The organism is Lutibacter sp., from assembly GCF_033723435.1.
Classification (GTDB): Bacteria; Bacteroidota; Bacteroidia; order Flavobacteriales; family Flavobacteriaceae; genus Lutibacter.
The window spans coordinates 1-26,720 of the sequence record NZ_JAWVXC010000001.1 but is presented as its reverse complement, the minus strand read 5'-3'; the positions used below and the strand labels follow the sequence as shown (position 1 = coordinate 26,720).

26 protein-coding genes and 1 tRNA gene are annotated in these 26,720 nt (G+C 27.3%); 11 read left to right on the top strand and 16 right to left on the bottom strand.

From position 1 onward, the window contains the following. Window positions 1–119: 119 nt before the first annotated feature. Complete coding sequence (locus R3342_RS00135; RefSeq protein WP_318937482.1) at window positions 120–2,489, bottom strand: heavy metal translocating P-type ATPase; 2,370 nt, start codon at window positions 2,487–2,489, stop codon at window positions 120–122. A gap of 118 nt (window positions 2,490–2,607) precedes the next feature. On the opposite strand from R3342_RS00135, the gene R3342_RS00130 reads away from it, so the two are divergent. Continuing rightward, window positions 2,608–3,294: a Crp/Fnr family transcriptional regulator gene (locus R3342_RS00130; RefSeq protein ID WP_318937481.1), complete on the top strand. Its 687-nt coding sequence runs from the start codon at window positions 2,608–2,610 to the stop codon at window positions 3,292–3,294. A gap of 58 nt (window positions 3,295–3,352) precedes the next feature. Here R3342_RS00130 and R3342_RS00125 read toward each other — a convergent pair whose 3' ends face one another. From R3342_RS00125 to R3342_RS00115, 3 genes are all read right to left on the bottom strand, one after another. Continuing rightward, window positions 3,353–4,603: an aminotransferase class I/II-fold pyridoxal phosphate-dependent enzyme gene (locus R3342_RS00125; RefSeq protein ID WP_318937478.1), complete on the bottom strand. Its 1,251-nt coding sequence runs from the start codon at window positions 4,601–4,603 to the stop codon at window positions 3,353–3,355. A gap of 156 nt (window positions 4,604–4,759) precedes the next feature. Then, window positions 4,760–5,794, bottom strand: coding sequence for a cysteine synthase family protein (locus R3342_RS00120; RefSeq protein ID WP_318937477.1), 1,035 nt, complete (start codon window positions 5,792–5,794; stop codon window positions 4,760–4,762). Between the two features lie 71 nt (window positions 5,795–5,865). Then, window positions 5,866–7,935, bottom strand: a complete 2,070-nt coding sequence (locus R3342_RS00115) for a S9 family peptidase (RefSeq protein ID WP_318937475.1) — start codon at window positions 7,933–7,935, stop codon at window positions 5,866–5,868. Window positions 7,936–8,004: 69 nt separating this feature from the next. Here R3342_RS00115 and R3342_RS00110 point away from each other — a divergent pair, with 69 nt between their 5' ends. After that, entirely contained in the window at window positions 8,005–8,325 is a 321-nt protein-coding gene (locus tag R3342_RS00110) for a YbaB/EbfC family nucleoid-associated protein (protein WP_318937473.1), read from the top strand. Here the strand turns inward: R3342_RS00110 and R3342_RS00105 are convergent. Continuing rightward, window positions 8,322–9,746: an ATP-dependent DNA helicase gene (locus R3342_RS00105; protein ID WP_318937472.1), complete on the bottom strand. Its 1,425-nt coding sequence runs from the start codon at window positions 9,744–9,746 to the stop codon at window positions 8,322–8,324. The two genes, R3342_RS00110 and R3342_RS00105, sit on opposite strands and share 4 nt — an antisense overlap. A gap of 97 nt (window positions 9,747–9,843) precedes the next feature. On the opposite strand from R3342_RS00105, the gene R3342_RS00100 reads away from it, so the two are divergent. The 3 genes from R3342_RS00100 to rsmD are packed head-to-tail and all read left to right on the top strand — an operon-like array spanning window position 9,844 to window position 11,924. After that, complete coding sequence (locus R3342_RS00100; protein ID WP_318937471.1) at window positions 9,844–10,578, top strand: hypothetical protein; 735 nt, start codon at window positions 9,844–9,846, stop codon at window positions 10,576–10,578. After that, on the top strand, window positions 10,544–11,386 hold the full coding sequence (locus R3342_RS00095) for a DUF3822 family protein (RefSeq protein ID WP_318937469.1): 843 nt from the start codon (window positions 10,544–10,546) through the stop codon (window positions 11,384–11,386). Before R3342_RS00100 ends, R3342_RS00095 begins: the two co-directional genes overlap by 35 nt. 1 nt (window position 11,387) lies before the next feature. After that, the gene (gene rsmD / locus R3342_RS00090) at window positions 11,388–11,924 is read left to right on the top strand and encodes a 16S rRNA (guanine(966)-N(2))-methyltransferase RsmD (RefSeq protein ID WP_318937468.1); all 537 of its coding nucleotides are present in this window, start codon (window positions 11,388–11,390) and stop codon (window positions 11,922–11,924) included. On the opposite strand, the gene R3342_RS00085 is transcribed toward rsmD, so the two are convergent. The 5 genes from R3342_RS00085 to R3342_RS00065 form a co-directional block, all read right to left on the bottom strand. Further along, entirely contained in the window at window positions 11,921–12,874 is a 954-nt protein-coding gene (locus R3342_RS00085; RefSeq protein WP_318937466.1) for a MoxR family ATPase, read from the bottom strand. The genes rsmD and R3342_RS00085 overlap by 4 nt on opposite strands. A 2-nt stretch (window positions 12,875–12,876) precedes the next feature. Further along, entirely contained in the window at window positions 12,877–14,256 is a 1,380-nt protein-coding gene (locus tag R3342_RS00080; RefSeq protein ID WP_318937464.1) for a peptidylprolyl isomerase, read from the bottom strand. Window position 14,257: 1 nt separating this feature from the next. After that, complete coding sequence (locus tag R3342_RS00075) at window positions 14,258–15,103, bottom strand: peptidyl-prolyl cis-trans isomerase (RefSeq protein ID WP_318937462.1); 846 nt, start codon at window positions 15,101–15,103, stop codon at window positions 14,258–14,260. A gap of 7 nt (window positions 15,104–15,110) precedes the next feature. Beyond that, window positions 15,111–16,712: a peptidylprolyl isomerase gene (locus tag R3342_RS00070; RefSeq protein WP_318937461.1), complete on the bottom strand. Its 1,602-nt coding sequence runs from the start codon at window positions 16,710–16,712 to the stop codon at window positions 15,111–15,113. Window positions 16,713–16,786: 74 nt separating this feature from the next. Further along, window positions 16,787–17,068 carry a DUF493 family protein gene (locus R3342_RS00065; RefSeq protein ID WP_318937460.1) on the bottom strand — a complete coding sequence of 94 codons (282 nt, stop codon included), beginning with the start codon at window positions 17,066–17,068 and terminating at the stop codon, window positions 16,787–16,789. A 111-nt stretch (window positions 17,069–17,179) separates the two neighbouring features. Here R3342_RS00065 and R3342_RS00060 point away from each other — a divergent pair, with 111 nt between their 5' ends. From R3342_RS00060 to R3342_RS00040, 5 genes are all read left to right on the top strand, one after another. After that, the gene (locus R3342_RS00060; protein ID WP_318937459.1) at window positions 17,180–17,713 is read left to right on the top strand and encodes an ATP-binding protein; all 534 of its coding nucleotides are present in this window, start codon (window positions 17,180–17,182) and stop codon (window positions 17,711–17,713) included. Beyond that, window positions 17,713–19,608, top strand: coding sequence for an ATP-dependent DNA helicase RecQ (locus R3342_RS00055; protein WP_318937457.1), 1,896 nt, complete (start codon window positions 17,713–17,715; stop codon window positions 19,606–19,608). The genes R3342_RS00060 and R3342_RS00055 overlap by 1 nt, the downstream gene beginning before the upstream one ends. Beyond that, complete coding sequence (gene fmt / locus R3342_RS00050; protein WP_318937455.1) at window positions 19,608–20,552, top strand: methionyl-tRNA formyltransferase; 945 nt, start codon at window positions 19,608–19,610, stop codon at window positions 20,550–20,552. Before R3342_RS00055 ends, fmt begins: the two co-directional genes overlap by 1 nt. A gap of 189 nt (window positions 20,553–20,741) precedes the next feature. Further along, the gene (locus R3342_RS00045; RefSeq protein ID WP_318937454.1) at window positions 20,742–21,014 is read left to right on the top strand and encodes an HU family DNA-binding protein; all 273 of its coding nucleotides are present in this window, start codon (window positions 20,742–20,744) and stop codon (window positions 21,012–21,014) included. Window positions 21,015–21,111: 97 nt separating this feature from the next. Beyond that, on the top strand, window positions 21,112–21,669 hold the full coding sequence (locus R3342_RS00040) for a YqgE/AlgH family protein (RefSeq protein WP_318937452.1): 558 nt from the start codon (window positions 21,112–21,114) through the stop codon (window positions 21,667–21,669). Here R3342_RS00040 and R3342_RS00035 read toward each other — a convergent pair. Beyond that, window positions 21,661–22,476: an aminotransferase class IV gene (locus R3342_RS00035; protein ID WP_318937451.1), complete on the bottom strand. Its 816-nt coding sequence runs from the start codon at window positions 22,474–22,476 to the stop codon at window positions 21,661–21,663. The two genes, R3342_RS00040 and R3342_RS00035, sit on opposite strands and share 9 nt — an antisense overlap. An 80-nt stretch (window positions 22,477–22,556) precedes the next feature. Beyond that, window positions 22,557–22,940, bottom strand: coding sequence for an START-like domain-containing protein (locus tag R3342_RS00030; RefSeq protein WP_318937449.1), 384 nt, complete (start codon window positions 22,938–22,940; stop codon window positions 22,557–22,559). A 124-nt stretch (window positions 22,941–23,064) separates the two neighbouring features. On the opposite strand from R3342_RS00030, the gene R3342_RS00025 reads away from it, so the two are divergent. Next, window positions 23,065–23,138: transfer RNA gene (locus tag R3342_RS00025), tRNA-Met, on the top strand. A gap of 339 nt (window positions 23,139–23,477) precedes the next feature. Here the strand turns inward: R3342_RS00025 and R3342_RS00020 are convergent. From R3342_RS00020 to R3342_RS00005, 4 genes are all read right to left on the bottom strand, one after another. Then, on the bottom strand, window positions 23,478–23,846 hold the full coding sequence (locus tag R3342_RS00020) for a hypothetical protein (protein ID WP_318937448.1): 369 nt from the start codon (window positions 23,844–23,846) through the stop codon (window positions 23,478–23,480). A 362-nt stretch (window positions 23,847–24,208) separates the two neighbouring features. Beyond that, window positions 24,209–24,553 (bottom strand): hypothetical protein, encoded by a 345-nt coding sequence (locus R3342_RS00015; RefSeq protein WP_318937446.1) that lies wholly within the window; start codon window positions 24,551–24,553, stop codon window positions 24,209–24,211. Between the two features lie 155 nt (window positions 24,554–24,708). Next, complete coding sequence (locus R3342_RS00010) at window positions 24,709–25,098, bottom strand: hypothetical protein (RefSeq protein ID WP_318937444.1); 390 nt, start codon at window positions 25,096–25,098, stop codon at window positions 24,709–24,711. Between the two features lie 155 nt (window positions 25,099–25,253). Beyond that, window positions 25,254–26,555, bottom strand: coding sequence for a tetratricopeptide repeat protein (locus R3342_RS00005; RefSeq protein WP_318937443.1), 1,302 nt, complete (start codon window positions 26,553–26,555; stop codon window positions 25,254–25,256). Window positions 26,556–26,720: the final 165 nt, after the last annotated feature.

Sequence of the window (26,720 nt, the reverse complement as noted above, 5' to 3'; positions counted from 1 at the left end):
GTTAATCAATAATTGCGTCAAATATATATTATTCATACTTTTCAAAAAATGATAATTATCACATAATGCAATAATAGCATTATATAAAACTACATTTTTTTATTTATCAGCACAAATAATTAATTGTTTTTTGCTGTCCAATTAGTTAATAATGTGACAAATATGACAATTGATATAGAGCTTGCAGGCATCAAAATTGCAGCAACTACAGGTGTTAGCTGTCCTGTTAACGCAAAATACATTCCTACTACATTATATAAAAATGAAAGCACAAAACTTACTTTTATTATACTTACCGTTTTTGATGCTAATGTTAAAAACTTAGGTATTTTGTTGAAAAGATTTGCATCTAATATACCATCACACGCTGGTGAAAACACATTTATATTCTCTGAAATGGCAATTCCAACATTACTTTGAGCCAAAGCTCCTGCATCATTTAAGCCATCGCCAAGCATTAATACATGTGAGCCATCCTCCTGTATACTTTTAATAAAATTAAGTTTATTTTCTGGTTTTTGATTAAATTTAAATATCGTTTCTTTAGGTAACATTTGAGATAAAAATTCTTTTTCTCCTTCATTATCTCCTGAAAGAATTATGAGTTTATATTTTTTTGAAAGTTCTTCAAAAACCCTCTGTGTATCTTCTCTATAATTATTCGAGAATTTAAATTTACCTTTTAATACCTCATTAATATTAATATAAATAACAGTTTCATTTATATTTATTTGTTCAATTCCCATAAAATTTGCAGAACCTAATTTAAGATTATACTCTTTAAATTTAGCTTCAATACCTCTACCTAATATTTCATTAAAAAACTCCAAATCATCTGTTAAACATGGCTCCTCAATAAAATCGTATAATGATCTGCTTAATGGGTGATTAGATGCTCTAATAACTGTTTTAATTAATTGTAGTTCAAAAGAGGTTAATGGAATACCTTCGTAACTTATTTTAGAAATATCATTTGAAGTTATGGTACCTGTTTTATCAAAAATTACAGTATCTATTTTAGCCATATTTTCAATAGTTTCCGAATTTTTTAAATAAAATTTTCGATAACCAAAAATCCTTAACATATTTCCAAAAGCAAATGGAGCAGATAAAGCTAAAGCACAAGGACAAGCAATAATTAATACTGCAGTTACAATATTAAACGCTAATGAAGGATTTATAAAATACCAATAAATACCTGCAATTAAAGCTATACTTAAAATTACGGCTGTAAAATACTTACTTATTGAATCTGTAATGTTTTTTATGTTTTTTTCTTCATTTTTATTAAAAATATCATTACTCCAAAGTTGTGTTAAATAACTTTGTTCAATAGTATTTATAACATCCACTTCTATGGCTCCTGCGGTTTGTTTACCTCCTGCAAATAATTTATCGCCTGATTTTTTAACTACAGGTACTGATTCTCCTGTAACAAAACTATAATCTATATAAGCTGTTCCGTTTATTAAAATACCATCTACAGGAATTAATTCTTGATTTCTAATTAATAACCTATCGCCTTCACAAATATCTTTAACTGGAACAGCTTCTTCTTTTCCATTAAATATTTTAGTAACTGCAATTGGAAAATACGATTTATAATCGCGTTCAAAAGATAAAAAATTATACGTTTTTTGTTGAAAAAACTTTCCTAAAAGCAAAAAGAAAATTAATCCTGTTAAACTATCAAAAAAACCTGCTCCTATATTTAAAAATACTTCTATAGAACTTCGTATAAAAAGAACCGAAACTCCCAAAGCTACTGGAACATCTATATTTAATATTTTATGACTTAAACCTTTATATGCTGATATAAAATAATCTTTAGCCGAATAAACCACAACAGGAATAGACATAAAAAACATAAGCCATCTAAAAACAATTTTATATTTATTTATCCAAAACCCATCTACTTGAAAATATTCAGGAAAAGAAAGCATCATCACATTTCCAAAAACAAAAGCTGCAATAACTAATTGATAAATTAATGTTTTGCTTACCTTATTCTTTTTAGAATCCGCATCATCTAAACTTATATAAGGTTCATAACCAATAGAAGTTATTAATTCTACAACCTCCTTTAAATTTGTAGATTTAGTTTTATAAGTAATACGTGCTGTTTTTTGGGGAAAATTTACTAATGAAGTTAGTATTCCGGGGTTTAATTTGCTCAAATTCTCTAAAACCCAAATACAAGAACTACAATGAATACTAGGAATATAAAACTCAACAACAGCAATTTCTCCATCATCAAATTCTAGAAGTTTACTTACAATTTCTTCATTTTCTAAATAAGCATATTTACCTTTTATTTCAGAAGGAATTGTTCCTGGGTTGTTTTCAAAATCGTAATAACAGCCCAATTCATTAGCATTTAATATCTCATAAACCGTTTTACAACCGTTACAGCAAAAGCATTTATCATTAAATTTTACGGGATTTTTACCGCAATCTAGCCCACAATGATAGCAATTGTTGGTACTCATACATCTATATATTTATACTAACAAAACTATTGATTTATTACTTCACATCTATGACAAATATCATTAAATTTTGTACATTTGTGCAAATTATTCATTACAGACAAGATTTGAGCTAAATATGGGAAATTGTACCCAATGCATTGTAAAAAGGTTAAATGCATTAAGAAACCTATCACACGAAGAATTAGAGAGATTTTCTGAACATAAAACATCGCTAATAATTAAAAAAGGCGAAAACTTAATGACAGAAGGTAGTGCTATAAATGGTTTATATTGTATTAATCAAGGTAAATGCAAGTTAACTAAACTTAATACAAACGGTAAAGAACAAATCATAAAATTTATTAAAGGAGGCGATATTTTAGGTCATAGATCTATTTTAAGCGATGAACCTGTGGGTTTAAATGTCACGGCATTAGAAGATATGAGAGTTTGTTTTATACCTAAAGGAGATATTTTAGATGTTATTAAAGAAAATTCTCAATTTTCTTTAAGTATCATGAAAAATATTTCTCATCAATTAAATGAAGCTAATAGCTTAGTTTCAGAAATGGCTCAAAAACCAGTTAAAGACAGATTAGCTACCATTATTATAAATTTAAACGATATTTTTGGAAGTGATAGTGAAGGATTTATTGATATTATTTTAACTAGAGAAGAAATTGCTAATACTATTGGTACTGCCACAGAATCTGCTATTCGTTTATTATCTAATTTAAAGAAAGATAAAATAATTGATTTAAAAGGGAAAAAAATTAAAATTTTAGATATAAATTCACTAAAAAATATATCCGAAGGTTATTAAAAAGAATTTAGATATGTATAAAAAAAGCCTTTTAGAAATTCCTAAAAGGCTTTTTTATTTATTGTTTAATCATTGCTGCAGCAATTCGTTTATAAATACCTTTCTCTAATTTTTCTCTTATAGCAGAAAAAGCAGTTATAGTTTCTTTAACATCGTCCAAATTATGAGTTGCAGTAGGAATTAATCTAAGTAAAATCATTCCCTTTGGAATAACTGGATATACTACAATAGAACAAAATATTCCATAATTTTCGCGTAAATCATTAACCATTGCCATTGCCTCTGGAATATCTCCTTCTAAAAACACAGGAGTTACACAAGTATTTGTTCCTCCTATATTAAAACCATTTTCTTTTAAACCATTTTGTAATGCGTTTACATTTTCCCAAAGTTTTGCTTTTAATTCAGGCATAGTTCTTAACATGTCCAAACGTTTCAAAGCCCCTTTAACCATTGGCATTGGTAACGATTTAGCAAACATTTGCGAACGCATATTATATTGTAAATACTGAATAATATCTTTATCTGCAGCAAAAAATGCTCCAATACCAGCCATAGATTTTGCGAAAGTTGCAAAATATACATCAATATCATCTTGAACTCCTTGTTCAAAACCTGCTCCCTTTCCGTCTTTTCCTAACGTACCAAAACCATGAGCATCATCCACTAATAATCTAAAGTTATATTTTTTCTTTAAGGCAACAATTTCTTTTAAAATTCCTTGTTCACCTCGCATTCCAAAAACACCCTCAGAAATTACTAAAATACCACCGTTATTTTCTTCTGCTATTTTAGTTGCTCTTCTTAAATTTACATCTAAACTTTCAATATTATTATGTTGAAAAGTAAATCGTTTACCTGGATGCAATCTAACACCGTCAATAATACAAGCATGGGCATCCATATCATAAACAATTACATCATTTTTGCTAACAAGTGCATCAATTGCAGAAACCATACCTTGATAACCAAAATTAACTAAATAAGCAGATTCTTTTTCAACAAACGCTGCTAATTCTTCTTCTAATTGTTCATGAAATTTAGTGTGACCTGACATCATTCTGGCTCCCATTGGGTATGCCATTCCATATTCTGCTGCGGCTTCAGCATCTGCTTTTCTAACTTCAGGATGATTTGATAAACCTAAGTAATCATTAATACTCCAGGTAATTACCTTTTTCCCATTAAAAATCATTCTATTTGATATTTCACCTTCTAATTTTGGAAAAACATAATATCCTTCAGCCTGTTTAGCCCATTTTCCAAGGGGCCCTTTGTCCTTTATAATTCTTTCAAATAAATCTCTCATTATATTTTCTTTTGGAGTAAATGTAAATTTAAAGGTTACATTTATAAGTTTACAAAGTAAGGTATTTTTTTTGTGCTAATCAAATGTAAAGCCTATAAAAAAAGAGGTTAAACTAATTTAGCCAACCTCTTTTTAAAATTGTATAAAAATTATTTTTTATAAATATTCAACTTCTTCTAAAGCTTGTTTTTGGGTATCAAAAAAACCTTGTTCTTTCATCCAATCATCACTATAAATTTTTTCCATATAGCGTGAACCATGATCTGGTAAAATTAGTACAACATTAGATTTTTTGTCAAACATACCTTTTTCTGCATATTGAATAGCAGCTTGAATTATTGCACCACTTGTATATCCTGTAAATAAGCCTTCAGTAACAGCTAGTTCTCTTGCTCTATGAGCTGCAGCCTCATCCGTTACCTTTTCAAACATGTCAATTACTTCAAAATGAGTAGCAGTTGGAACTAAGTTTTTACCTAATCCTTCAATTCTGTATGGATAAATCTCATCTTTATCAAATACACCACTTTCATGGAATTTTTTCAAAATAGAACCGTAAGCATCTACTCCTAACGATTTAATTTTAGGATTTTGTTCTTTTAAATACTTTGAAACTCCTGAAATAGTTCCTCCAGTTCCGCTTGCAGCTACAATATGCGTAACTTTACCTTCTGTTTGTTTCCAAATTTCAGGACCTAATGAACGATAATAAGCTTCTGAATTTAGTTCGTTGAAGTATTGATTAATATAAACTGAATTTGCTGTTTCTTTGTGTAATCTTTTAGCAACTTCATAATAAGATCTTGGATCATCAGCTTTAACATGCGCTGGACAAACATAAACTTTTGCTCCCATAGCTTTAAGCATATTTATTTTTCCTGCAGATGCTTTTGAATTTACTGCCAACATACACTTATAACCTTTAATAATACTAACTAAAGCTAAGCTAAAACCTGTATTACCTGAAGTTGTTTCAATAATTGTACTGTCTTTATTCAGCAATCCTTTTTTTTCCGCAGCTTCAATAATATGCAATGCAATTCTATCTTTCATAGAATGTCCAGGATTAAATCCTTCATACTTTGCATAAAAATTTCCGGGAAGTTTTTTAGTTATTTTGTTTAATCTAATTAATGGAGTGTTACCTATAAGGTCTAAAATAGTATTACTAATACCTGTATTTCTTGTCATTTTTTAGAGTTTTATTTCTAATAATAAGTCATAAATTTCTATAGAACTTATTAATTAGTTAACACGCAAATTTAATAATTTTTTTTTAATGAAGTGTAACCTTCTAATCCTAATATAAATCCATAATCTATTGCCGTTTCTTTTAAAGCATTAAATCTACCTGAAGCGCCACCGTGTCCAGCGTCCATATTTGTATGTAATAATAAAATATTTTTATCCGTTTTGTAATCTCTAAGTTTAGCTACCCATTTAGCTGGTTCAAAATACTGAACTTGCGAATCATGTAAACCTGCTGTTACTAACATATTTGGGTAATTTTGAGCAGTAATATTATCTATAGGAGAATACGTTTTTATATAATCGTAATATTTTTTTGTTTTAGGATTTCCCCATTCATCAAATTCACCTGTTGTTAATGGAATGGTTTCATCTAACATAGTAGTTAGTACATCTACAAATGGAACACTTGCTACTACTCCATTAAATAAATCTGGTTGCATATTAATTATTGCTCCCATTAATAATCCACCAGCTGAACCACCACTTGCGTATAAATGTTTTTCTGAAGTGTATTTTTCAGAAATTAAATGTTTCCCACAAGAAATGAAATCGGTAAATGTGTTTGTTTTATGAAGTAATTTTCCTGTATCGTACCAATTTCTACCTAAATATTCACTTCCTCTAACATGGGCAATAGCAAAAACAAAACCCCTATTTAATAAACTTAAACGAGTTGTACTAAATCCAGCATCAATAGTATAACCATAAGAACCATAACCATACAGCAATAAAGGTGTTTTTTTGGATAACTTTGTGTTTTTATGATATACTAATGATATAGGAATTTTTGTTCCATCTTCTGCTTTAGCCCAAATTCGTTTGCTTTTATAATTATTTTTATCAAAATCTCCTCCTAATACTTGTTGTTCTTTTTTAATGGTTTTAGTTTTATTGTCTACATTAAAATCAATAACAGAATTTGGTGTAGTCATTGAATTATAACCATACCTAATAATATTTGTATCATATTCCGGATTAAAATAAACACCTGCCGAATAGGTTTCTTCTTCAATTGGTAAGTAAAAATCTTCGGATTTGTCCCATCTTATTATTCGTATTTTATTTAAACCATTGCTACGTTCTTCCACTACTAAAAAATCTTTAAATATGGAAATATCTTCTAGCAATACATCTTTTCTATGTGGCAAAACTTCTTCCCAAAACTTTTTATTGGTGTTTTTTTCAGAAGTTTTCATTAATTTAAAATTAATAGCATCATCTTTATTGGTAAGTATATAAAAATGATCATTAAAATGAGCGATATTATATTCCAAATCTCTTTCTCTGGTCTGAAAAACTCTAAATTCGCCTGTTGGGTTATCCGCCTCTAAAATTCTAAATTCGCTAGAAACCGTACTATAAGAACCTATAATAATATACTTTTCAGATTTTGTTTTATATACATAAGTACTAAAAGCCTCATCTTTTTCAAAATATATTTCAACATCCTCATTAGAATCAGTTCCTAAAATATGTTTAAATATTTTTTCTCCACGTAAAGTAGTTGGATTTTTTTGTGTATAAAAAATAGTTTTATTATCATTTGCCCAAGTGGCTGAACCTGTAGTATTTAGAATTTTATCTTCTAAAATTTCATTAGTTTCTAAATCTTTAAAATACAATGTATACTGTCTTCTACTCACTTTATCTATTCCAAAAGCAGCTATTTTATTATTTGGACTTACAGATATACCTGATAAATTAAAATACGCATGTTTTTTAGCCATTTGATTGACATCAAACATAATTTCTTCAACGGCATTTAAATTGTCTTTTTTACGCGTATAAATGGGATATTGTTGTCCAGTTTTAAATTTAGTAATATATAAATATTGATTTTTTTTATAAGGAACAGATTCATCTTCTTCCTTAATTCTTGATTTCATTTCTTGAAATAAATCTTCTTGTAATTGTTTAATCTTTGCAGTTTTTGCATCATAATATTCGTTTTCTGCATTTAAATAAGCAATAACTTCAGGGTTTTCTCTATCATTTAACCAATAATAATTATCTACTCGTTCGTCTCCGTGTTCTGTTAATTTTTTAGCTATTTTTTTTGCTTTTGGTGGCTTTATATTCATTTTCCTATTTTCATTTAACTTGGCAAAAGTAGTATATTTGTCTACTATAAAAATTAAAATTATATTAAAATGTTTGGTGATTTAAGTAATATGATGGATAAATTAAAAGAAGCTCAACAAAATATTGAAGCTACAAAACAACGCTTACATACTATAATAATTGATGAGCAAACAAATAATGGAGCCGTTAAAGTTTCTGTAACTGCAAATAATGAAATTAAAAGTATAACTATTTCAGAAGAACTAACTGATAAAGAAGAAATTGAAGATTATTTAGTTATTGCTTTAAATAAAGCACTTTCTAAAGCTAATGAAATAAAAGAAACTGAACTTTCTGCTGCTGCTAAAAATGGAATGCCAAATATTCCTGGAATGAACGATTTTATTTAATCTTCAAACATTTCATCTTTAAAACCAATTAAATATACTTTTTCTTGTGCTCTAGTTACAGCAGTATACAGCCAACGTAAATATTCAATATTTTGACCTTCAGGTAAATATGGTTGTTCAATAAAAACCGTTTTCCATTGTCCACCTTGTGATTTATGGCAGGTTACTGCGTATGAAAATTTTATTTGTAATGCGTTAAAATATTTACTCTTTTTTATTCCTAAAAGTTGTTTGTATTTGGATTTTTCAGTTGCAAAATCTTTGGCAACTTCTTGATATAATCTATTAGAATCTTCATAAGATAATGATGGAGTTTCCGAACTTAATGTATCTAAAAGCAATACGGTTTCAAAAGGGCGTTGATTTGGATAATCAATCATTCTAATTTTAACTTCAGCAAATCTAAATCCATAAAGTTCTTTTATAGAAAAAATTTCTAAAATTTCACAAATATCTCCGTTAGCAATAAAACCAGCCTCACTACTTTCCTTTAGCCAATAATAATTATTTTTTACAACCATTATAAAATCGCCTGTAGAAATTTCATTTTCCTGACCTCTAATTTTGCTTCTAATTTGTTGATTATATTGATTTGCACGCTTATTTGACCTAACAATAAAAGCAGTATCCTCTACCCCAATATTATCGTATGCAGTATTAATTGCATCTTGAATTTCATAACCATCTATTAATCTAATTAAATCAGGAAAGTTTAATTGAAATTTAAATTGATTTCCTTGGTTTGCAATTCTTAAACGTAAATCTGTTGCATTTATTAAAATACCAGATTCTTCATGTTGACGCATAACTTCATCCAATTCAAACTCTGTTACCTCCTTATTATAATTAACACTTAATTTATGTGCATCTAATGCCGGACTTATAGATAGTTTAACAGGTGGCAATTGGGCCGTATCTCCAATTAAAATTAATTTACAATGTACTCCTGAATAAACATATGATATTAAATCATCTAGTAAAGAACCATTTTCAAACAATTTTGCTCCTGTAACAGCATCTGAAATCATAGATGCTTCATCAACAATAAAAATTGTGTTAGAATGTTTATTAGGTTGCAAAACAAAATTAACACCTCCTGACTTATTTTTTTTGGGAAAATATATTTTTTTATGAATGGTAAAAGCTGCACGATTTGAATATCCAGAAATTACTTTGGCCGCCCTACCTGTTGGAGCTAATAACACTGCTTTTTTTCCTACTCTCCATAAATTATTAACAACTGTACTTATGGTAGTGGTTTTACCAGTACCAGCATAACCTTTTAACAAAAAAAGGGATTGATAATTTTTATCAAAAATGAAATCTGATAACTTTTCAAGTAGTATTTCTTGCGAATTTGTTGGCTCAAAAGGAAATTTATTAAGTAAATCTTTAAAAAAATCTGGTGCAGTTTTTGTCATAGGTAAAATAAAATTCAAATATACAAATTGATTTATGCAGAAAAATTTTTCTCATTAAAAAAAATTTGTAGATTTGCTACAAACAAAAAAAACTCAAATGACAACATTTTTAATTATACTAGCAGCTATTGTAGTTACTGCTTTGTTGGCTTATGCCGTTGTAAATTACATACCTAGAAAATTGCATTGGATTATTTCTGTAGTACTAATTGCCATAGCAGCATTTTTAGTTTATAAAATTAATTTTGAAATAACTAAACCTATTAAATTTAACAAAGAGAAAAAAGTTAAATATGCTAAAGTAATTAATGTACTTAAAATATTACGTGATGCTGAAGTTGCTCATAAACGAGTAACTGGTACTTATACAGATAAAGGAGAAGATCTAATTGCCTTTATTGATACTGCTCAATTTGCGTTAACCCAAACTAAAAACGTTCCTAAAACTATTCATATCGGTGGTGGTATTACCAAAGAAATTGAAGAAAGAGTTGTAGATACTGTTGGTTATGAACCTGTAAAAGATTTATTTAAAGGTAGAGATTACAAAAATATGTTGCAAATTCCTGGAACTGATCAACAATTTAAAATTGAAACAGGAACTATTGAAAAATTTGGAACTATAAAAACTCCTGTATTTGAAATTAAAGTAGACAAAGGTTTAATTTTAAAAGGAATGGATTATAACTTAATTAAACAAGAAAAAGAAGCCATTGGTGGAGAAGAAATTAAAGGTGCTTATATAAAAGTAGGTTCTCTTGGTGAAGTTAGTGAAGATGGTAACTGGCCTCCATTTTATGATAAAGGAGATAAAAAAGATACAGATAAATAACGTAGATTATCTAAATCTATTAGATAACCATTTATCCATCCAACTTAGTTTGGATGGATTTTCTTTTTGTGTTTATAATAAAATTCAAAAAAAAATAGGCGTTTTTGAAGTTTATGAATTTACTGAACAAAATATTTCCCCTAAAAAACATTTAGAATTAGTTAAAGAAATATATGTGAATCACAAAATTCTTTCTTTAAAATATAATTCAGTTAGTGTTACACATTTCAATAATTTAGTATCTCAAGTTCCTGAGCCATTTTTTGATAAAAATAATTTACCCAATTATTTACAATACTCGGTAAAATTATTAGAAGATGATTTTATAGCTTATGATACTATTCAAAATACAGAAATAGTAAATGTTTATGTACCTTTTGTAAACATTAATAATTTTATGATTGATGTTTACGGAACATTTTTTTACAAACATTCTTCCACTATTTTAATTGAAAAATTACTACAACAATTTAAAAATACAGATAAAGAAATTTGTTTTATAAATGTTACTAAAAATCAATTTGAAATTGTAATAATAAACAACAATAAATTACTTCTATATAACTGTTTTGATTTTACAACAAAAGAAGATTTTATATATTATATTTTATTTACAGCAGAACAATTAAAACTCAATCCAGAAGAAGTTCAAACTATTTTATTAGGAGATATTGAGGAAGAATCTGAATTATATACCATTCTTTATCAATACATTAGAAATGTTTCTTTTTATAAACCAACCTTTTTTCCTGAAGCTTTAAAAGATGTGTCCAAGCATTATTTTTTCACCTTATTAAATCAATTTTAAAATGAAAATAATTTCAGGAAAATATAAAAGTAAGCATATACAAGCACCTAAAAATTTACCAGTTAGACCAACAACTGGAATGGCAAAAGAAGCTCTTTTTAATATCCTTAATAACCTATTTTATTTTAGCGAAATTAGTGTTTTAGACCTATTTGCAGGAACAGGAAATATCAGCTTTGAATTTGCATCCAGAGGCACAGAAAACATAACTTCTGTAGATTCTTTTTTTGGTTGTGTAAAATTCATAAATAAAACTGCCAGCGATTTAAATGAAAATATACACGCTATTAAAAGTGATGTTTTTAAATTTTTAGCCAATTCTAAAACATCATACGATGTAATTTTTGCAGATCCACCTTATAATTTTGAACTTACTTCGTTTGAAAAAATTGTAGATTTAGTTTTTGAAAATGAAATAATTAACAAAGAAGGGCTTTTAATTATAGAGCACTCTAAGCATACAGATTTATCAAATCATTCCAAATTTAGCTACAGTAAAAAATATGGAGGAAATATGTTTAGCTTTTTTGAAAACTAAAATAAAGATTCTATAATTTGCATTTCTGAAATTCCTTCAGCTTCAGCCTTGTAATTTTTAACAATTCTATGCTTTAAAATAGCGTAAGCAACTGCCTGAACATCTTCTATATCTGGCGAATATTTACCATGAACCGCTGCATTAGCTTTAGCTCCTAAAATTAAGTTTTGTGAGGCTCTAGGACCAGCTCCCCAATCTATATAATTTTTCACTAAATCTGGTGCGTTTTCAGAAGCAGGTCTAGTTTTAGAGACTAATTTAACTGCATATTCAATAACATTATCTGCTATTGGAATTCTACGTATTAAATGCTGAAAAGCTACAATATCCTCGCCAGACATTTGAGAATTTAAATCAACATCAACATCACTTGTTGTAGCTTTTACAATCGAAATTTCTTCCTTAAAAGAAGGATAATCTAAATTTATAGAAAACATAAATCTATCTAATTGCGCTTCTGGTAATGGGTATGTTCCTTCTTGTTCAATTGGATTTTGAGTTGCTAATACGAAAAAAGGTTTTGCCAAAATGTGGTGATGGCCTGCAACAGTAACTGTTTTCTCTTGCATAGCTTCTAGTAAAGCTGCTTGTGTTTTTGGCGGAGTTCTATTTATTTCATCTGCTAAAATAATATTGCTAAATATTGGCCCTTTAATGAATTTAAACTGATTATTTTCATCTAAAATTTCACTCCCTAAAATATCTGAAGGCATTAAATCTGGAGTAAATTGAATGCGTTTAAAATCTAACCCTAAAGAATTAGAAATTGTTTGTACCATTAAGGTTTTAGCCAATCCTGGAACGCCAATTAATAAAGAATGACCTCCGCTTAAAATAGATAATATAATTAAATCTACCGCTTTATTTTGACCAATAATAATTTTGCCAATTTCTTGCTTAAGTAGGTTATATTTATCTACCAGTTTTGATAATTCTTCTACATCTGACATCCTTATTCTTTTTTCCAGTTATGTTTAAAGTTACACTTTTTAAAATCTTTATTGATTTTTATATAAGTATCTACAATTTTCTCTTTTGCCCATTTATCAATAGTTTCTTCTTTCTTTTTTTCAAGGGTTAACTGTTGAATTTTTTCATAATCTTTTTGAAAATCAGCAGTATGTGCGTCAGTTTTACTTTTCACTAATAATATTTTAAACATTTTAGGTCCACCTCTAACCTCATCGTAGAATGGTGCAGTAATTTCACCCTGTTTTAAATTACTAATTCTTCCATATAAAGTAGGATCCATACGAGTTAAACTAAAATGTGTATCATTAGTTTGAGGGTTTAAAATTAATCCCTTATTATTTTTAGTCTCTTTATCATCTGAATATTTTAAAACAGCCTCTTCAAATGTTATTTTTCCATCTAAAATTTGTTGGCGAATATCAGCTAATTCTTTTTTTGCAGCAGCTAATTCTTCTGGGCTTATTTTTGGTTGAATTAAAATATGACGAACGTCTCTTTCTTGACCTTTAATTTTTTCAACTTTTAAAATATGCCAACCAAAACCAGATTCAAAAGGTTCTGAAATTTCTCCTTCATCTAAACTAAAGGCAACATCTTTAAACTCTTTAATAAAATTACTTTGACGTGTAATAGTATATAGACCTCCTGATCCAGGTCCTTCTCCTGAAACTGCAGGATCATCAGAATTTATAATTGCTTTTAAGCGGAAACTAAAACCATTTTCAACATCTTTTCTAATTTCATTTAATTTATCAACTACACGTTTTACTTCTTCTTTAGAAGGTTTTACTGTTCTTACAATTTGAGCTAATTCAATTTCAGCACCAAATTCTGGTAAATTGTTACTTTCTTTTAAGTTTTTATAATAAGTTCTAACTTCTTCTGGAGTAACATCAATTTTTTCAGTTATACTCGCTCTTTCTTTACGAATTAGCATTTGTTCTTTCTGAATTTTATATAACTCACTTCTTAAATCTGCTTCGTTATTAAAACCATACAGCTCTAATACTTTATCCATACTTCCTAATTGTTGGGTAAAATAACTTATAGTTCTTTCTACTTCAGAATTGACTTCGGTATCAGCAACAACCATACTATCCACTACAGCATGGTGCGCCAATAGTTTTTGCATCATAATTTCTTCTAATATTTCACAATCAGAAATATCAACTTTCCCTTCTGTACGCTGTTTCAGCTCTTTTTTAAATTTATCAATATCGGAATCTAGTACTATGTTTTTACCAACTACCACTGCTACTCCATCCACTTTAATTTTTTTGGCTTTATTATCTAGTTTTTCCTGAGCATTTATTCCTAAATAGCATAATAATAGTCCAAATAATATAAATTTTTTCTTCATTTTAATATATTTCAAATTGTTGTTTTTTTCTTGCGTCGTTAACTAAAGTTTCTTCAATGTTTTTTAAAAGTTTTAGCTTTCGTTGCTGTAAAATTACTTGTTTAATTGTTGGCTTAATATAGCTTTTTGGAGCAAAGTTTCCAACAACTAATACATTTGATATTTTCAGCAAATATAAACTTAATGAGTCTTCTTTTTGAATAAAATAATCTTTTTTTAGCAATTGTTTTTTATCAATATCTTTAAAGATAGGAACCTTTGAAACTAGATCGGAATATTTTACCCAAATAGAATCATTTAAATTCATTGATTTCAACTGTAGTTCTTTTGTTTTTAAACTATCTAAATCCTCTTGTTTATCTGATTTAAATAATTTTGTAAGCTCTTTTTTATTTAATACATTTTTACCAATTTTTATGTATTTGAGCTTAATCAAATCTTCACTTAGTCTAAAATTACTGTGGTTGTTTTTGTAAAAATTTTCAATATCATTTTCTGTCACAACAGTATCTAAATACTGCTCAACTACTTTTTCTTTGTATGAATTAATAAACAAATCTTCTCTGTATTTTTTAACTAATTCTTCAAACTTTTTGGTTTCTTCAACTAAATTTAATTTAGCTTTATTTAAAAGAAGTTCGTGTTTAATCCACGAATTAATATAGTTTTTAACAAGTTTTATACTATCTTGTTTAGAGTTATTACTTGTAAAAATATTTTGTAAATCACTTTCATATAAATAACTATCATTTACTCTGGCAACAGGCTTTCTATCATCTTTTTTAAAGGTGAAATAATTACAAGAAAACAAGTTAATTGCAATAAATATTAGTAAAATCTGTTTCATATGGGCTTTAAATAGTTGATTTTAAAATTCGTTTTTCTTCCGCTTTATTCATTTCAACTTTATATTTTAAATGTAATTGTTCTATTAATTTTTTTTCTAAATAATTTTGATAATCTGAAATTATTTCTCCTTTGTTTTCAACTAATTTTTTGTTTCTGTATTTTTTGTTTTTAAAAGTTTCATAAAAATTTCTTAGACCAACGCTATCTTTTGATTTTTTCCAAACTTTACTTTCTAATAAATCAAATAATAACATTCCGTCTTTAAACTCATCAAACATTTTTACAAAATCTGGATTTGTATTTTCTAAATAGTTTTTATAATAATCTAACAATTTATTTCGCTTATACTTTTGATAAACTAAAGGAATGTTTTTTTGATTTTGCCTATTTAAAAACTTACCAAAATCTTTTTGAGTATATTTTTTTTGCTCAATAGTAAGCAATACTTCATCAAATTTTTCAGGATTAGTTTTCCAATTATCCTTACTAAATTGCTCTAAAGCAGTTGTATTTGTTTTTACATTAAATTTATCATTCAATTTTTTATATAAAGCTTCATTTACTACTTTAAAACGTTCATCACGTTTAACTTTATCCGTTAGTTTGGGCATTATTATATCAAAACTTTCAACTGGATACTTTTTAATCAATTTAATAATATGCCATCCAAATTTAGTTTTAAACGGCTTAGAAATATCATTTGCCCTGTTTAATGAAAAAGCTACATTTGTAAAACTTTCAATCATTTTTCCTGTACCAAATTTATTTAATCTACCTCCGTTTATTGCACTAGCTTTATCTTCAGAAACCTTTTTTGCTAAACTGTAAAAATCCATTTTTTTATGCATCAAAATTTGATAAATAGAATCAATCTTTTGTTTTGATTTTTTACCATCATTTTTAATCATAATATGCGCTACTTCTACTTCACCTCTATTATTTCTAATATCATTAACCTTTAAAATATGATAACCAAATTTCGTCCTAAAAGGCATAGAAACTTTGTTTACAGGTGTTTTATACGCTTCGTTTTCAAATGGATAAACCATTTGAAAAGCAGTAAAATAACCAATATCACCTCCATTTTGTTTTACAGAAGGATCTTGGGAAAACTTATTAGCTACTTCTTCAAATTTTTCTCCACCTAAAATTAAGTTTCTTGCTTTTAACAATTTATTATATGCAATTAGAGTGTCTTTTGGCGCTGCATTTGGACTTAAAAAAATTAAGATATGACTTACATTAACTTCTTTAGTTAGTCTGTTATAAGCCTCCTCAACCAACTTATCTGTTAAACTATCATTTCTAAAATAAGGAATTATTAATTGATTTTTATATTGTTGAACTTCATTTTTAAACTTTTGAATAGTATCTAAACCTAAGTTTTTTGCTTCTTCAACTTTTAATTTATAATCTATAAATAATTTCAAATAATCTTTAATGTTTTCGTTATTTGATTTAGTTACTTGGATGTTTTTTTTATAAGTATTTATAAATTCTTGAGTGTAATACGGTTTATTATTTATAGTAAATAATACATGCTTATTATTTTGGGAGAAACCTTTGCTGAAAATTAGAAATACAATACAAATTTTAAGAAATTTCATATATAATACTAGAATTGTTTTTATATAAAACGGTGCAATTTATTTTTAATTATTTAATAAAGATGTTAAAAGTCTCATAAAGAAATTATCCCTTCTACAATTTCAACTTCTTTATATTTTTTAATAACTTCATCTGCATCATCCATTTTAACCAAAATTGAAATACTAATAAACTTGCCTGTTTTTGATGATTTTTTAGTTATAACCGCTCCCATATGATCAAAAGTAGTTTCCACCTGTTGTATTTTTTTTTCATCCGATGGAACTATAAATTTATATAAGTATTTTGTTGGAAATTTTGTAGTTTCCTCTAAATCAATTTTTAACTTTTTGTAAAACGCTGCTTTCTTATCCATTTATTCTTAAAAAATAATTAAATCTTCACCAAAAGAAATAATTGTTAATAGTAACTAACAAAATTACATGAAAATTTTTAGTATAATTTAATGAATACCTTATTTTTGCATATGCAAAAAAAAATAGTAGTTACTGGCGGACCAGGAACAGGTAAATCAACTGTAATTAACGAATTGGTAAATCGAAATTATACTTGTATGCTTGAAATTTCGAGAGAAATTACCTTAAATGCTAGAAAAAATGGTATAGATCAATTATTTTTAACAAAACCTCTACTTTTTAGCGAACTATTATTAGAGGGAAGAGTTAACCAATATATTGATGCTGAACAAAAAAATAGTGAAATCGTTTTTTTTGATAGAGGAATTCCTGATGTTCATGCTTATATGAATTATATAAGTATTGATTACCCAGACACCTACATTACAAAAAGTAATTTGTACCGTTACGATTATATTTTTTTAATGGCGCCTTGGAAAGAAATTTATATTTCAGACAATGAACGCTATGAAAATTTTGAGCAATCTTTAGCTATTCACAACCATTTAGAACGAACTTATAAAGAATTGAATTACAACATTATAGAAGTACCATTTGGATCTATAAATGACAGAGCTAATTTTATTTTAGAAACTATAAAATAATGAAAACTCCTATTGAGATACTTCAAAAATACTGGAATCATTCTAGTTTTAGAAACCCTCAAGAGGAAATTATAACTGCAACTATACAACAACAAAATACAATTGTTTTATTACCAACTGGAGGTGGAAAATCACTTTGTTATCAAATTCCAGCTTTATTACAAGAAGGTATTTGCGTTGTTATATCTCCATTAATTGCTTTAATTAACGATCAGGTAGATCAATTAAAAGAAAAGCAAATAAAAGCTATTGCATTAACTTCTCAGCTTAATTTTGAGGAAACTATTGTTGCGTTTGACAATTTACAGTTTGGCGATTTTAAATTTCTATATTTATCTCCCGAAAAATTACAAAATCCATTAATTCAAGAAAAAATACAACAGTTAAATGTTTCTTTAATTGCAATTGATGAAGCTCATTGTATTTCAGAATGGGGACATGATTTTAGACCTTCTTATTTAAAACTTCATCTATTAAAAGATATTTGCCCTAATGCAAACATAATGGCTTTAACAGCCACAGCTACACCACAGGTGTTATTAGATATTCAAGATAAATTAGAACTTCAGGATGCTTTAATTTTTAAAAAATCTTTTAAACGAGATAACTTAAAATATAAAGTAATTACTACAGAAGATATTTATGGACAACTAATACTGAGTCTTCAAAAAATTAAAGGTTCGTGTATTATTTATGTTGGTACTCGAAAGCAATCTAAAGAAATTAGTTTCTTATTATCTAAAAATGGATATAAAAGCAGTTATTATCATGGTGGAATGTCTACATCCGAAAAAAGTTTAGCTTATGATAGTTGGATTTCTAATAAAAGTCCAATAATGGTTGCTACCACAGCTTTTGGAATGGGAATAAACAAGCCTGATGTTCGTGCTGTAATTCATATTGCTATGCCAAATAGCCTTGAAAACTACTTGCAAGAATCTGGTAGAGCTGGTAGAGATGGTAAAATTTCAGAAGCTATCATTTTAAGTAATTTAAGTATTATTAACGAAGCATCCCGTCAATTTGAAATTAATACTCCTAATTCTAAATTTGTTAAAGAAATTTATCAAAAATTAAACAACTATTTTAAAATTTCTATTGGAGAAACACCTAAAGATATTTTTGATTTTTCAATTCAAGAATTTTGTTTTCATTATAAATTTCCTCTATTAAAAACATACAATGCAATTAAAATTTTAGTTAGAGAAAATATTATTTTTTTAGATGAAAATTTTAGTAAAAAAACAACTGTAAAATTTTTAATTCAAAGTCAGCAAGTTTTTGATTACCTTGAAAACAAACCTAATAAAAAGAATTTAATTAATTTATTACTAAGAAGTTACGGTGGTATTTACGATTATAACACAACCATCAATGAGTTTGCTTTATCTAAAAAAATGAATTGTTCCGTTCAAAATATAATTAATGAATTAAAAGAACTTCATACTAATAAAATAATCCATTATCAAGCTAATACTAACCAGTCTAAAATCTCCTTTTTAGTTGCTCGTGATGATAATTATATTATAAACAACATCTCAAAACATATCAATCAACAATACCAGATAAAACAAAAAAAATTAGAAGCAATAATTCAATATATCACTAATAATAAAACTTGTAGAAATGTTCAAATTTCTAATTATTTTAAAGAAAATTTAAATAATTCTTGTGGTATATGTGATGTTTGCGAGCAAAAAAACAAACCTTTAATTTCAGATAAATTTATTACAGAACAAATAGTTAATTTATTAAAAAATCAGGAATTGTCCTCCTCCTCTATTTGTCAAAAATTAAATTTTTCAAAAGAAGATATTTTAAAGTGTTTAAAATATTTACTTGACGAAGATAAAATATATATAAATTCGCAAAACAAATTTAAAGCAACTAAATAATGAGAGAATTACGAATAGTTTTTATGGGAACTCCAGATTTTGCAGTTGGAAGTTTAGATGCGCTTGTAAAAGCAAATTTTAATATTGTTGCAGTAATTACTGCTCCAGATAAACCTGCTGGACGAGGAAAAAAATTAAATCAATCTGCCGTAAAAAAGTATGCTCTAGAGCATGACTTAAAATTATTACAACCTACAAATCTTAAAAACGAAAACTTTTTAAAAGAACTAGAACAATTAAATGCAAACTTGCAAATTGTTGTGGCTTTTAGAATGCTTCCAAAAGTAATTTGGCAAATGCCGAAATTTGGTACATTTAATTTACATGCATCATTACTTCCTAATTATAGAGGTGCAGCACCAATAAACTGGGCTATTATAAATGGAGAAACAAAAACTGGCGTTACTACATTTTTTATTGATGAAAAAATTGATACTGGCTCAATTATTTTACAAGAAGAAGTTGCTATTAATGAAAACACAAATGTTGGAGAATTACACGATATATTAATGGATATTGGTAGTAAACTAGTGGTAAAAACAACGCAATTAATTGCTGAAGATAATATTAAAACACTTCCTCAAATTGAAAAGGATAGCAAATCTGCTCCAAAAATTTATACAGAAACTTGTAAAATAAATTGGAATAAACCCTTAAACGAAATTTATAATTTAATAAGAGGTCTAAACCCATATCCAGCAGCCTGGAGTTTGCTTTTAAATGAAAATGAGGAAATTAAAGTCAAAATATTTGATGTAGAAAAAGAATTAATAAATCACACATACAATATTGGAAAAGTGATTTCGACTAAAAATGAGATTAAAATTGCAACTGCAAACGGTTTTCTAAAAGTAAATAGTTTACAGTTAGCTGGTAAACGAAAAATGGATGCTAAAAGTTTATTAAACGGATATAGCTTTTCCTCAAATGCTAAAATGCTGTAACCCCATTATTTTATAGGGTTAGCAGTATTTTTTGATTTATAAATTCATGTTTATTAACATTTCCTGTCATTTATTAACAAAATAGTCAGTTTTTATACTAAAAACTTGCATAAACCCTTATTCCGTATAACTTTGTTAAGCTTTTAAAAGCAAAATATGTTTAACCTAAATTAATTTAACATTTAAATTATGAACAAATCAGATTTAATTGATGCTATGGCAGCAGATGCTGGCATCACAAAAGCAGCTGCAAAATCAGCATTAGAATCATTAACTGACAATGTAACAAAAACTTTAAAAAAAGGTGGAAAAGTTGCTTTAGTTGGATGGGGAACTTGGTCAGTATCTAAAAGAGCTGCAAGAACTGGTAGAAATCCTCAAACAGGAGCTACAATTAAAATTAAAGCTAAAAACGTAGTTAAATTTAAAGCTGGAGCTGGATTTAGCGATGCTGTAAACTAATTTTAAAGATTATTTCTTTATTATTCAAACTCTCTTTTTTAAAGAGAGTTTTTTTATTTATTTATTTTTTATATATTTAATGAAATGTTAATGAGAAATGTCAGTGAAAAAACTTCTAAAAGGCAAATTATTAGTTTCCGAACCTTCCATATTAAACGATAGTTCGTTTAATAGATCTGTCATTTACTTAACTGAAGATAATGTGGATGGAAGCGTTGGCTTTATTATTAATAAAACTACAGATTTTGTTTTAAAAGATTTGATTCCTGATATAAACTGCAACTTTAAAATTTATAACGGAGGTCCCGTAGAACAAGAAAATTTATACTTTATTCATAAAATCCCTGAATTAATACCTGATAGTATTGAAATTTCTAATGGCATATTTTGGGGTGGCGATTTTAATATTTTAACCAATTTATTAAACAATAATAAAGTAAACCAATCTGATATTCGTTTTTTCTTAGGATATTCTGGATGGACAGAAAATCAATTAAAAGAAGAATTATCTGAAGCTAATTGGGTTGTTGTTGATAATAAATATCCTGATTTATTAGGTTTAGAAAGTGATGATATTTGGAAAAATCAAATACTAAAGTTAGGTGGTGAATATCAAATTTGGGCAAATGCACCTAAAAATCCTTCCTTAAACTAACTTAGTTAATTCAATTGCTAATTCAGTTGCAACTTCTGTAAAAAAATCATTCTTCTTATATTTTGTAACCGATTGAATTCCTACTATTGAATTGGTAATAAATATTTCATCTGCTTTTAATAAGTCAAACGGAGAAATTTGAGTTTCATCTAAATTATACTTTTCGCTATTATTTACAATTTCAATAATTTTTTTTCGGATAATTCCTTTAACACATCCATCAGAAATAGGTGGTGTTTTAATGAGATTATTACTAACTATAAATATATTGCCGTTTATAGCCTCTACTACATTCTTTTTTTCGTTTATTAAAATACAATTATCTAATTCATTTTCAGAAGCATAAATACTTGCTAAAACGTTTGTTAATTTGTTTGTAGTTTTAATAGTAGATAATAAACCTGAAGAAATAAAATAATCTTTAAAAATATCTATTTCATAGTTAGGCTTAGGAATTGTATTTAATTCGTTCGCCTCAATTAAATAATTGATAGAATTTTCTTTTGGCAAATACAGTCCTCCATCTTTTCTGTATACAGTTATTCTAACTCTTGCATTTTGAAGGTTTGAATCTGAGACTGTTTTAATAATTTCTTCTTGGAAAAATTCTAACGAAAAATTCAATGGAATTTCCATTCGTAACATCCGCATAGAAGCCATTAGTCTAAAATAATGATCTTCTAAAAAAACAACCTTTAAATTGATAACTTTAATAGTTTCAAATAAAGCATCGCCATATTTAAATGCTCTATTTAAGTTATTAAATACTTCTGCATTGTTTTGTAATAATTTGCCGTTTAAATTCATTAATACTAAATTTTAACTTTAATAAAATTAAAAAAACCTTGAAAAATCAAGGCTTTAATATCTATTTTTTTTAATAAAGGTTATGCTCCAATAGTATGCTTTAATTCTTCTATTTGATTTTCCCAAAACATTTTAGATTCTTCCACTTCTTCTTCTTCTGCAAAATCAGTTATAATTAAGGAAACATCATTAGTTAACTCGTCTACTTGAATTTTAAATTCAAAATATATTTTTTCATTATCTTCTTCAAGCCAAGTAAATTTAATTTTTTCATTAGTTCTTTCTTGGAGCACTTTTGCCTTTTCTTCAGATCCATCCCATATAAAAGTGTAAATAACACCTCTTGAATTTACATTGTCTGCAAACCATTCCGATAACCCAGATGGAGTTGCAAAATATTGAAATAACATTTGTGGAGAAGCCTGTATTGGGAATTCTAATTCAAATTTTATTTGTGTTGACATATTTTCTATTTAAAAGCACAATATATATAAATAATTCATGTAAAAAAAATTAAGTTTTAAAAAAATTAGCTAATAACTTGTAGTAACATTTAATTTATTTTTTATATTTGCACCCTCATTAAATGGCGAGGTAGCTCAGTTGGTTAGAGCGTCGGATTCATAACCCGGAGGTCTCGAGTTCAATTCTCGATCTCGCTACTAATTTAATCCTATTAAAAACAACAGTTTGGCTTTTCTAAACTGTTTTTTTTATGTCTAATTTAAATGAACTTCTTATCTTTAAATACAAAAGTGCATACGATTTGCTGATGGATTTGTAATTACTTTTTTTAAAAGCTACTTATTTGTTGAAATAATATAATTTTCAATATCTGTTTCAGGAAAGTATAATTTCTAAAATAGTTACCAACGGTTGGGCTATGATTTCGGTGTGGAATCGTCCGCAGAGAAATCAAGTTAAATATATGTTTTACTTTTCGGTTATTCACTGTCGACACGCTGAATTATAGCCGTTGTTATCTGCTGGTTTTTATTTGTTTACATAACAATTAGTATTAAAACTAAGGCTATTATTCCAATACCAGTCGTAATTTTTCCCGTTTTTTTTGATTTAGTAAAGCCTGCTAAAGATAATATGGTAAGTAATGATAGGATTCCAAAAAAAAGACTAACCATTCCTATTATTCGCTCTGATGATATATCGCTTAAGTCTAATCTTAAAGGATACCCTTTGGTTGTTCTCATAATTATGCTATTCATTGCAATAACATTAACTAAAAAGAAACTAGCAGCTAAAGAGAATATAATCATTATACTTCTTGATAATCGAGTATTTAATTCAGAAATCAAAAGGTTTGCAATTATAGCAATTGAAAAGCCTCCAAGTAATGTGCTAATGAGAGGCAAGTTTATTTATAAATTCAAATGTATTATCCATCATAATTTCAGTGCTTTTTAATTCAGTTTTATTTCTATTGTTCAGTTTTCAACATCAATGTCAATTCATTCAGTTTGAGAATACGTTTCAGGTATACATTCAGACAAGTTATTTCCCTTAGCAAATTTTCTCAATGCTTTTTTTACCGAAATGAATAGTTGCTTTGTATACATCTTGACCATTTTTTCCAATCCATGCTTTGGTTATTATTTTCCGTTTATCATTCTCATTTTTTTTAGCCAGCTGATTGTCTGTTGGAAACCAACAAACTCTCTATTTGCTATATACAGTGTTACCAACAGTTTTTCTTTTTATTAATCTCCTTCAATAGTCATGTTGTAACTATAGGCCTTCCTTCCCAAGTAAAATACACAACTCTATCTATTTCAAAATCTTTTATGTTCTTATGAATCTTTTGAATTTTGCTTTCGAATTCTTTGGTCAAACCTTTTTTCTCCGCCAATTTCAATTGCTCTTCATTCTGAAAGGTTATTTCAAAACTTGGATAAGCATACGAATAACTCGTCTTAAGTTTGGGTTTATTGATTTCACTATCTATGAAGGTTTTTGAGAACGCATCTTGATATTGTCGTTTTTTCTTACGCAGATAAATCACCCTGTAGATTAACCATCCCAAAATGATTCCTCCGATAATATATAAAACGATTTTTAGCATCTAGTTTTTTTATTGTTGGTAACGGAATTATATAAGATTTCTTCGACTGGAAAATCTGAGATTTTTCGGGAGTAGCAAATCGACTTGTTAGAATTATTGTCGTTTTGTGTTAAATCAAATTTAAGCATAAATTATATGAGTTGTTGGTAACAATTTTATTCAATCAATAAATTAACGGTTATGTAATCTGTGTCATTTGATTTAAATCTTAATTCATAATCTCCAGAAGTTTGAGTTGCAAACTCATAATTCACAGTTCTAATTGGCGCATCTTGAGTGCAAACACACCCTTCATATCTTGCTTTTACCTCAATAATTTTTACGTTTCTGTTTTCCGTTTCAATAAATTCTCCAAATTGTCCACATCCATTGCTTACTCCAAAATTAACCTCTATATTAATAATTTCATTTATTACACCACTAGAAGGAGAATCAACAGAGGTCACATATGCTAATTTATTCTCAATACAGTCATTTTTATCATTTTCAGAACAGGATATATTTGCCAGTAGAAAAACACTCATAATTATAATATACTTTTTCATAAATATTCAGTTTTAATTAATTTTCAATCGTGATTGTTACCAACGGGTAGAATATGAAAAATTGCGGATTTGAAAATGTAATTTTTCGTTTTTTTAAAATAAGTATTTTTAATTTTAGAACCATATCTATTTTATTGAATTAAGCCATTTTTATATTAATTGTTGGCAGCTTTTTTCTCTAACTCATTAAAGACTAATTTTTCATAATTAGGATTAAAATCTATCATCATACTATTTTTAAATATTTCAATAAGCTTCTTGTATTTATCTTTCTTCCCCAATTTATAATAATATTCAGATAGATTATAAAAAGAACTGAAATAATTAGATGATATGCTTCTTGAAATTCGTGGAATATCCTTTGTTTTTATGGTTTTATAATCTATAAATGATTTGTTTTGAACTAATTTTATAATTTTTTCATAATCATACTCATATTCTGTCTGCTTCGTTTTTAAAGGTGTTAATTCTGAAACTAGTCCACAATTCCTAAAAAAATCATCTAATCCATTCAAAAAATATTTATTTGCCCCATTAGAAAAATAAATTGGTCTATATTGATAATTATCTTCTACTATTTGCAATAATATCGCTTTCTGTGGGCTTAGATATGTTCTTTCATTTCCCACTTCACTCTTTAATTTGGAATGAATCCGATTTGAAAATAAATCAGGTTCCATTGTCCAAATCATTTGATAATTTTCATCAAGATTGTATTTTTCTCTTGTTTTTGATGTTATAGGAATTTGAATATCCGTTTTTTTCCATTTAAAAGGGTGGATATCATATATCTGATTATCCGATAAATTTAGAGTTATTTTTTTTACACCACCTTCTAAACCTTGTTTCAAAAATTTGACATACCAAGGTCTATCAATATAACCTATTGGAATTATTGAAATGTCTGTTCGATAATTTTGATGTAATTGAAGGTAGGAACAAATATCTAAATCAGCATTACCAGCTGTAAATAATATTGCGTTATTATCACATGAATTTAACAAGTTTTTTCCAAATTCTATGAGCCAATCGGGATATGCCTCTTTCTCAAAAGCAAGATTGTAAAAATATTTTAATTTTTTTAAATCGTAATTTTTCATTGAAACAAATGCATTTGCACTACATTCTGCACCATAAAAATATTTGGCATCCCCATAATTAGGGTTTAGTTCAATCGCCTTATTTAAATATTTAAAGATTTTCTCGGAATAAGTAAAATTATATCCATTTAAGGGACGACTGTCATATGCTTTATAGTGGTTGAAAAAACCTAAATAGTAATAAATTTCCGCATCTTCAGGTGAAATTTCCAAAGCATTTTTTAGTAAATCTATTGCTTCATCATAATGTTCACTCTTAAACTCGTTAAGAGCTTGCTTTTTCAATGATAATTCTTGTGCTGATATATTCGTAGTAAATAGAATAATTATCAGAAACATTAACTCAATTTGTCTCATTATTCTTTTTTATTAAAATCTTAATTGTATTATACTGATATAGGTTGACCATTTTTTTGTTAATATTCGTTTTCTTAAATAGTCAAATACTGTAAATTTTGTTTATTCCTTCGATAACATTTATAGTCTATATTTTGATTTAAATGCACGTGATTTGGTGTTAAT

Excerpts from the sequence above, each read along its gene's own strand:
- R3342_RS00135 (WP_318937482.1), bottom strand. The coding sequence starts at position 2,489 with ATGAGTACCAACAATTGCTATCATTGTGGGCTAGATTGCGGTAAAAAT.
- R3342_RS00130 (WP_318937481.1), top strand. The coding sequence starts at position 2,608 with ATGGGAAATTGTACCCAATGCATTGTAAAAAGGTTAAATGCATTAAGA.
- R3342_RS00125 (WP_318937478.1), bottom strand. The coding sequence starts at position 4,603 with ATGAGAGATTTATTTGAAAGAATTATAAAGGACAAAGGGCCCCTTGGA.
- R3342_RS00120 (WP_318937477.1), bottom strand. The coding sequence starts at position 5,794 with ATGACAAGAAATACAGGTATTAGTAATACTATTTTAGACCTTATAGGT.
- R3342_RS00115 (WP_318937475.1), bottom strand. The coding sequence starts at position 7,935 with ATGAATATAAAGCCACCAAAAGCAAAAAAAATAGCTAAAAAATTAACA.
- R3342_RS00110 (WP_318937473.1), top strand. The coding sequence starts at position 8,005 with ATGTTTGGTGATTTAAGTAATATGATGGATAAATTAAAAGAAGCTCAA.
- R3342_RS00105 (WP_318937472.1), bottom strand. The coding sequence starts at position 9,746 with ATGACAAAAACTGCACCAGATTTTTTTAAAGATTTACTTAATAAATTT.
- R3342_RS00100 (WP_318937471.1), top strand. The coding sequence starts at position 9,844 with ATGACAACATTTTTAATTATACTAGCAGCTATTGTAGTTACTGCTTTG.
- R3342_RS00095 (WP_318937469.1), top strand. The coding sequence starts at position 10,544 with ATGATAAAGGAGATAAAAAAGATACAGATAAATAACGTAGATTATCTA.
- rsmD (WP_318937468.1), top strand. The coding sequence starts at position 11,388 with ATGAAAATAATTTCAGGAAAATATAAAAGTAAGCATATACAAGCACCT.
- R3342_RS00085 (WP_318937466.1), bottom strand. The coding sequence starts at position 12,874 with ATGTCAGATGTAGAAGAATTATCAAAACTGGTAGATAAATATAACCTA.
- R3342_RS00080 (WP_318937464.1), bottom strand. The coding sequence starts at position 14,256 with ATGAAGAAAAAATTTATATTATTTGGACTATTATTATGCTATTTAGGA.
- R3342_RS00075 (WP_318937462.1), bottom strand. The coding sequence starts at position 15,103 with ATGAAACAGATTTTACTAATATTTATTGCAATTAACTTGTTTTCTTGT.
- R3342_RS00070 (WP_318937461.1), bottom strand. The coding sequence starts at position 16,712 with ATGAAATTTCTTAAAATTTGTATTGTATTTCTAATTTTCAGCAAAGGT.
- R3342_RS00065 (WP_318937460.1), bottom strand. The coding sequence starts at position 17,068 with ATGGATAAGAAAGCAGCGTTTTACAAAAAGTTAAAAATTGATTTAGAG.
- R3342_RS00060 (WP_318937459.1), top strand. The coding sequence starts at position 17,180 with ATGCAAAAAAAAATAGTAGTTACTGGCGGACCAGGAACAGGTAAATCA.
- R3342_RS00055 (WP_318937457.1), top strand. The coding sequence starts at position 17,713 with ATGAAAACTCCTATTGAGATACTTCAAAAATACTGGAATCATTCTAGT.
- fmt (WP_318937455.1), top strand. The coding sequence starts at position 19,608 with ATGAGAGAATTACGAATAGTTTTTATGGGAACTCCAGATTTTGCAGTT.
- R3342_RS00045 (WP_318937454.1), top strand. The coding sequence starts at position 20,742 with ATGAACAAATCAGATTTAATTGATGCTATGGCAGCAGATGCTGGCATC.
- R3342_RS00040 (WP_318937452.1), top strand. The coding sequence starts at position 21,112 with ATGTCAGTGAAAAAACTTCTAAAAGGCAAATTATTAGTTTCCGAACCT.
- R3342_RS00035 (WP_318937451.1), bottom strand. The coding sequence starts at position 22,476 with ATGAATTTAAACGGCAAATTATTACAAAACAATGCAGAAGTATTTAAT.
- R3342_RS00030 (WP_318937449.1), bottom strand. The coding sequence starts at position 22,940 with ATGTCAACACAAATAAAATTTGAATTAGAATTCCCAATACAGGCTTCT.
- R3342_RS00015 (WP_318937446.1), bottom strand. The coding sequence starts at position 24,553 with ATGCTAAAAATCGTTTTATATATTATCGGAGGAATCATTTTGGGATGG.
- R3342_RS00010 (WP_318937444.1), bottom strand. The coding sequence starts at position 25,098 with ATGAAAAAGTATATTATAATTATGAGTGTTTTTCTACTGGCAAATATA.
- R3342_RS00005 (WP_318937443.1), bottom strand. The coding sequence starts at position 26,555 with ATGAGACAAATTGAGTTAATGTTTCTGATAATTATTCTATTTACTACG.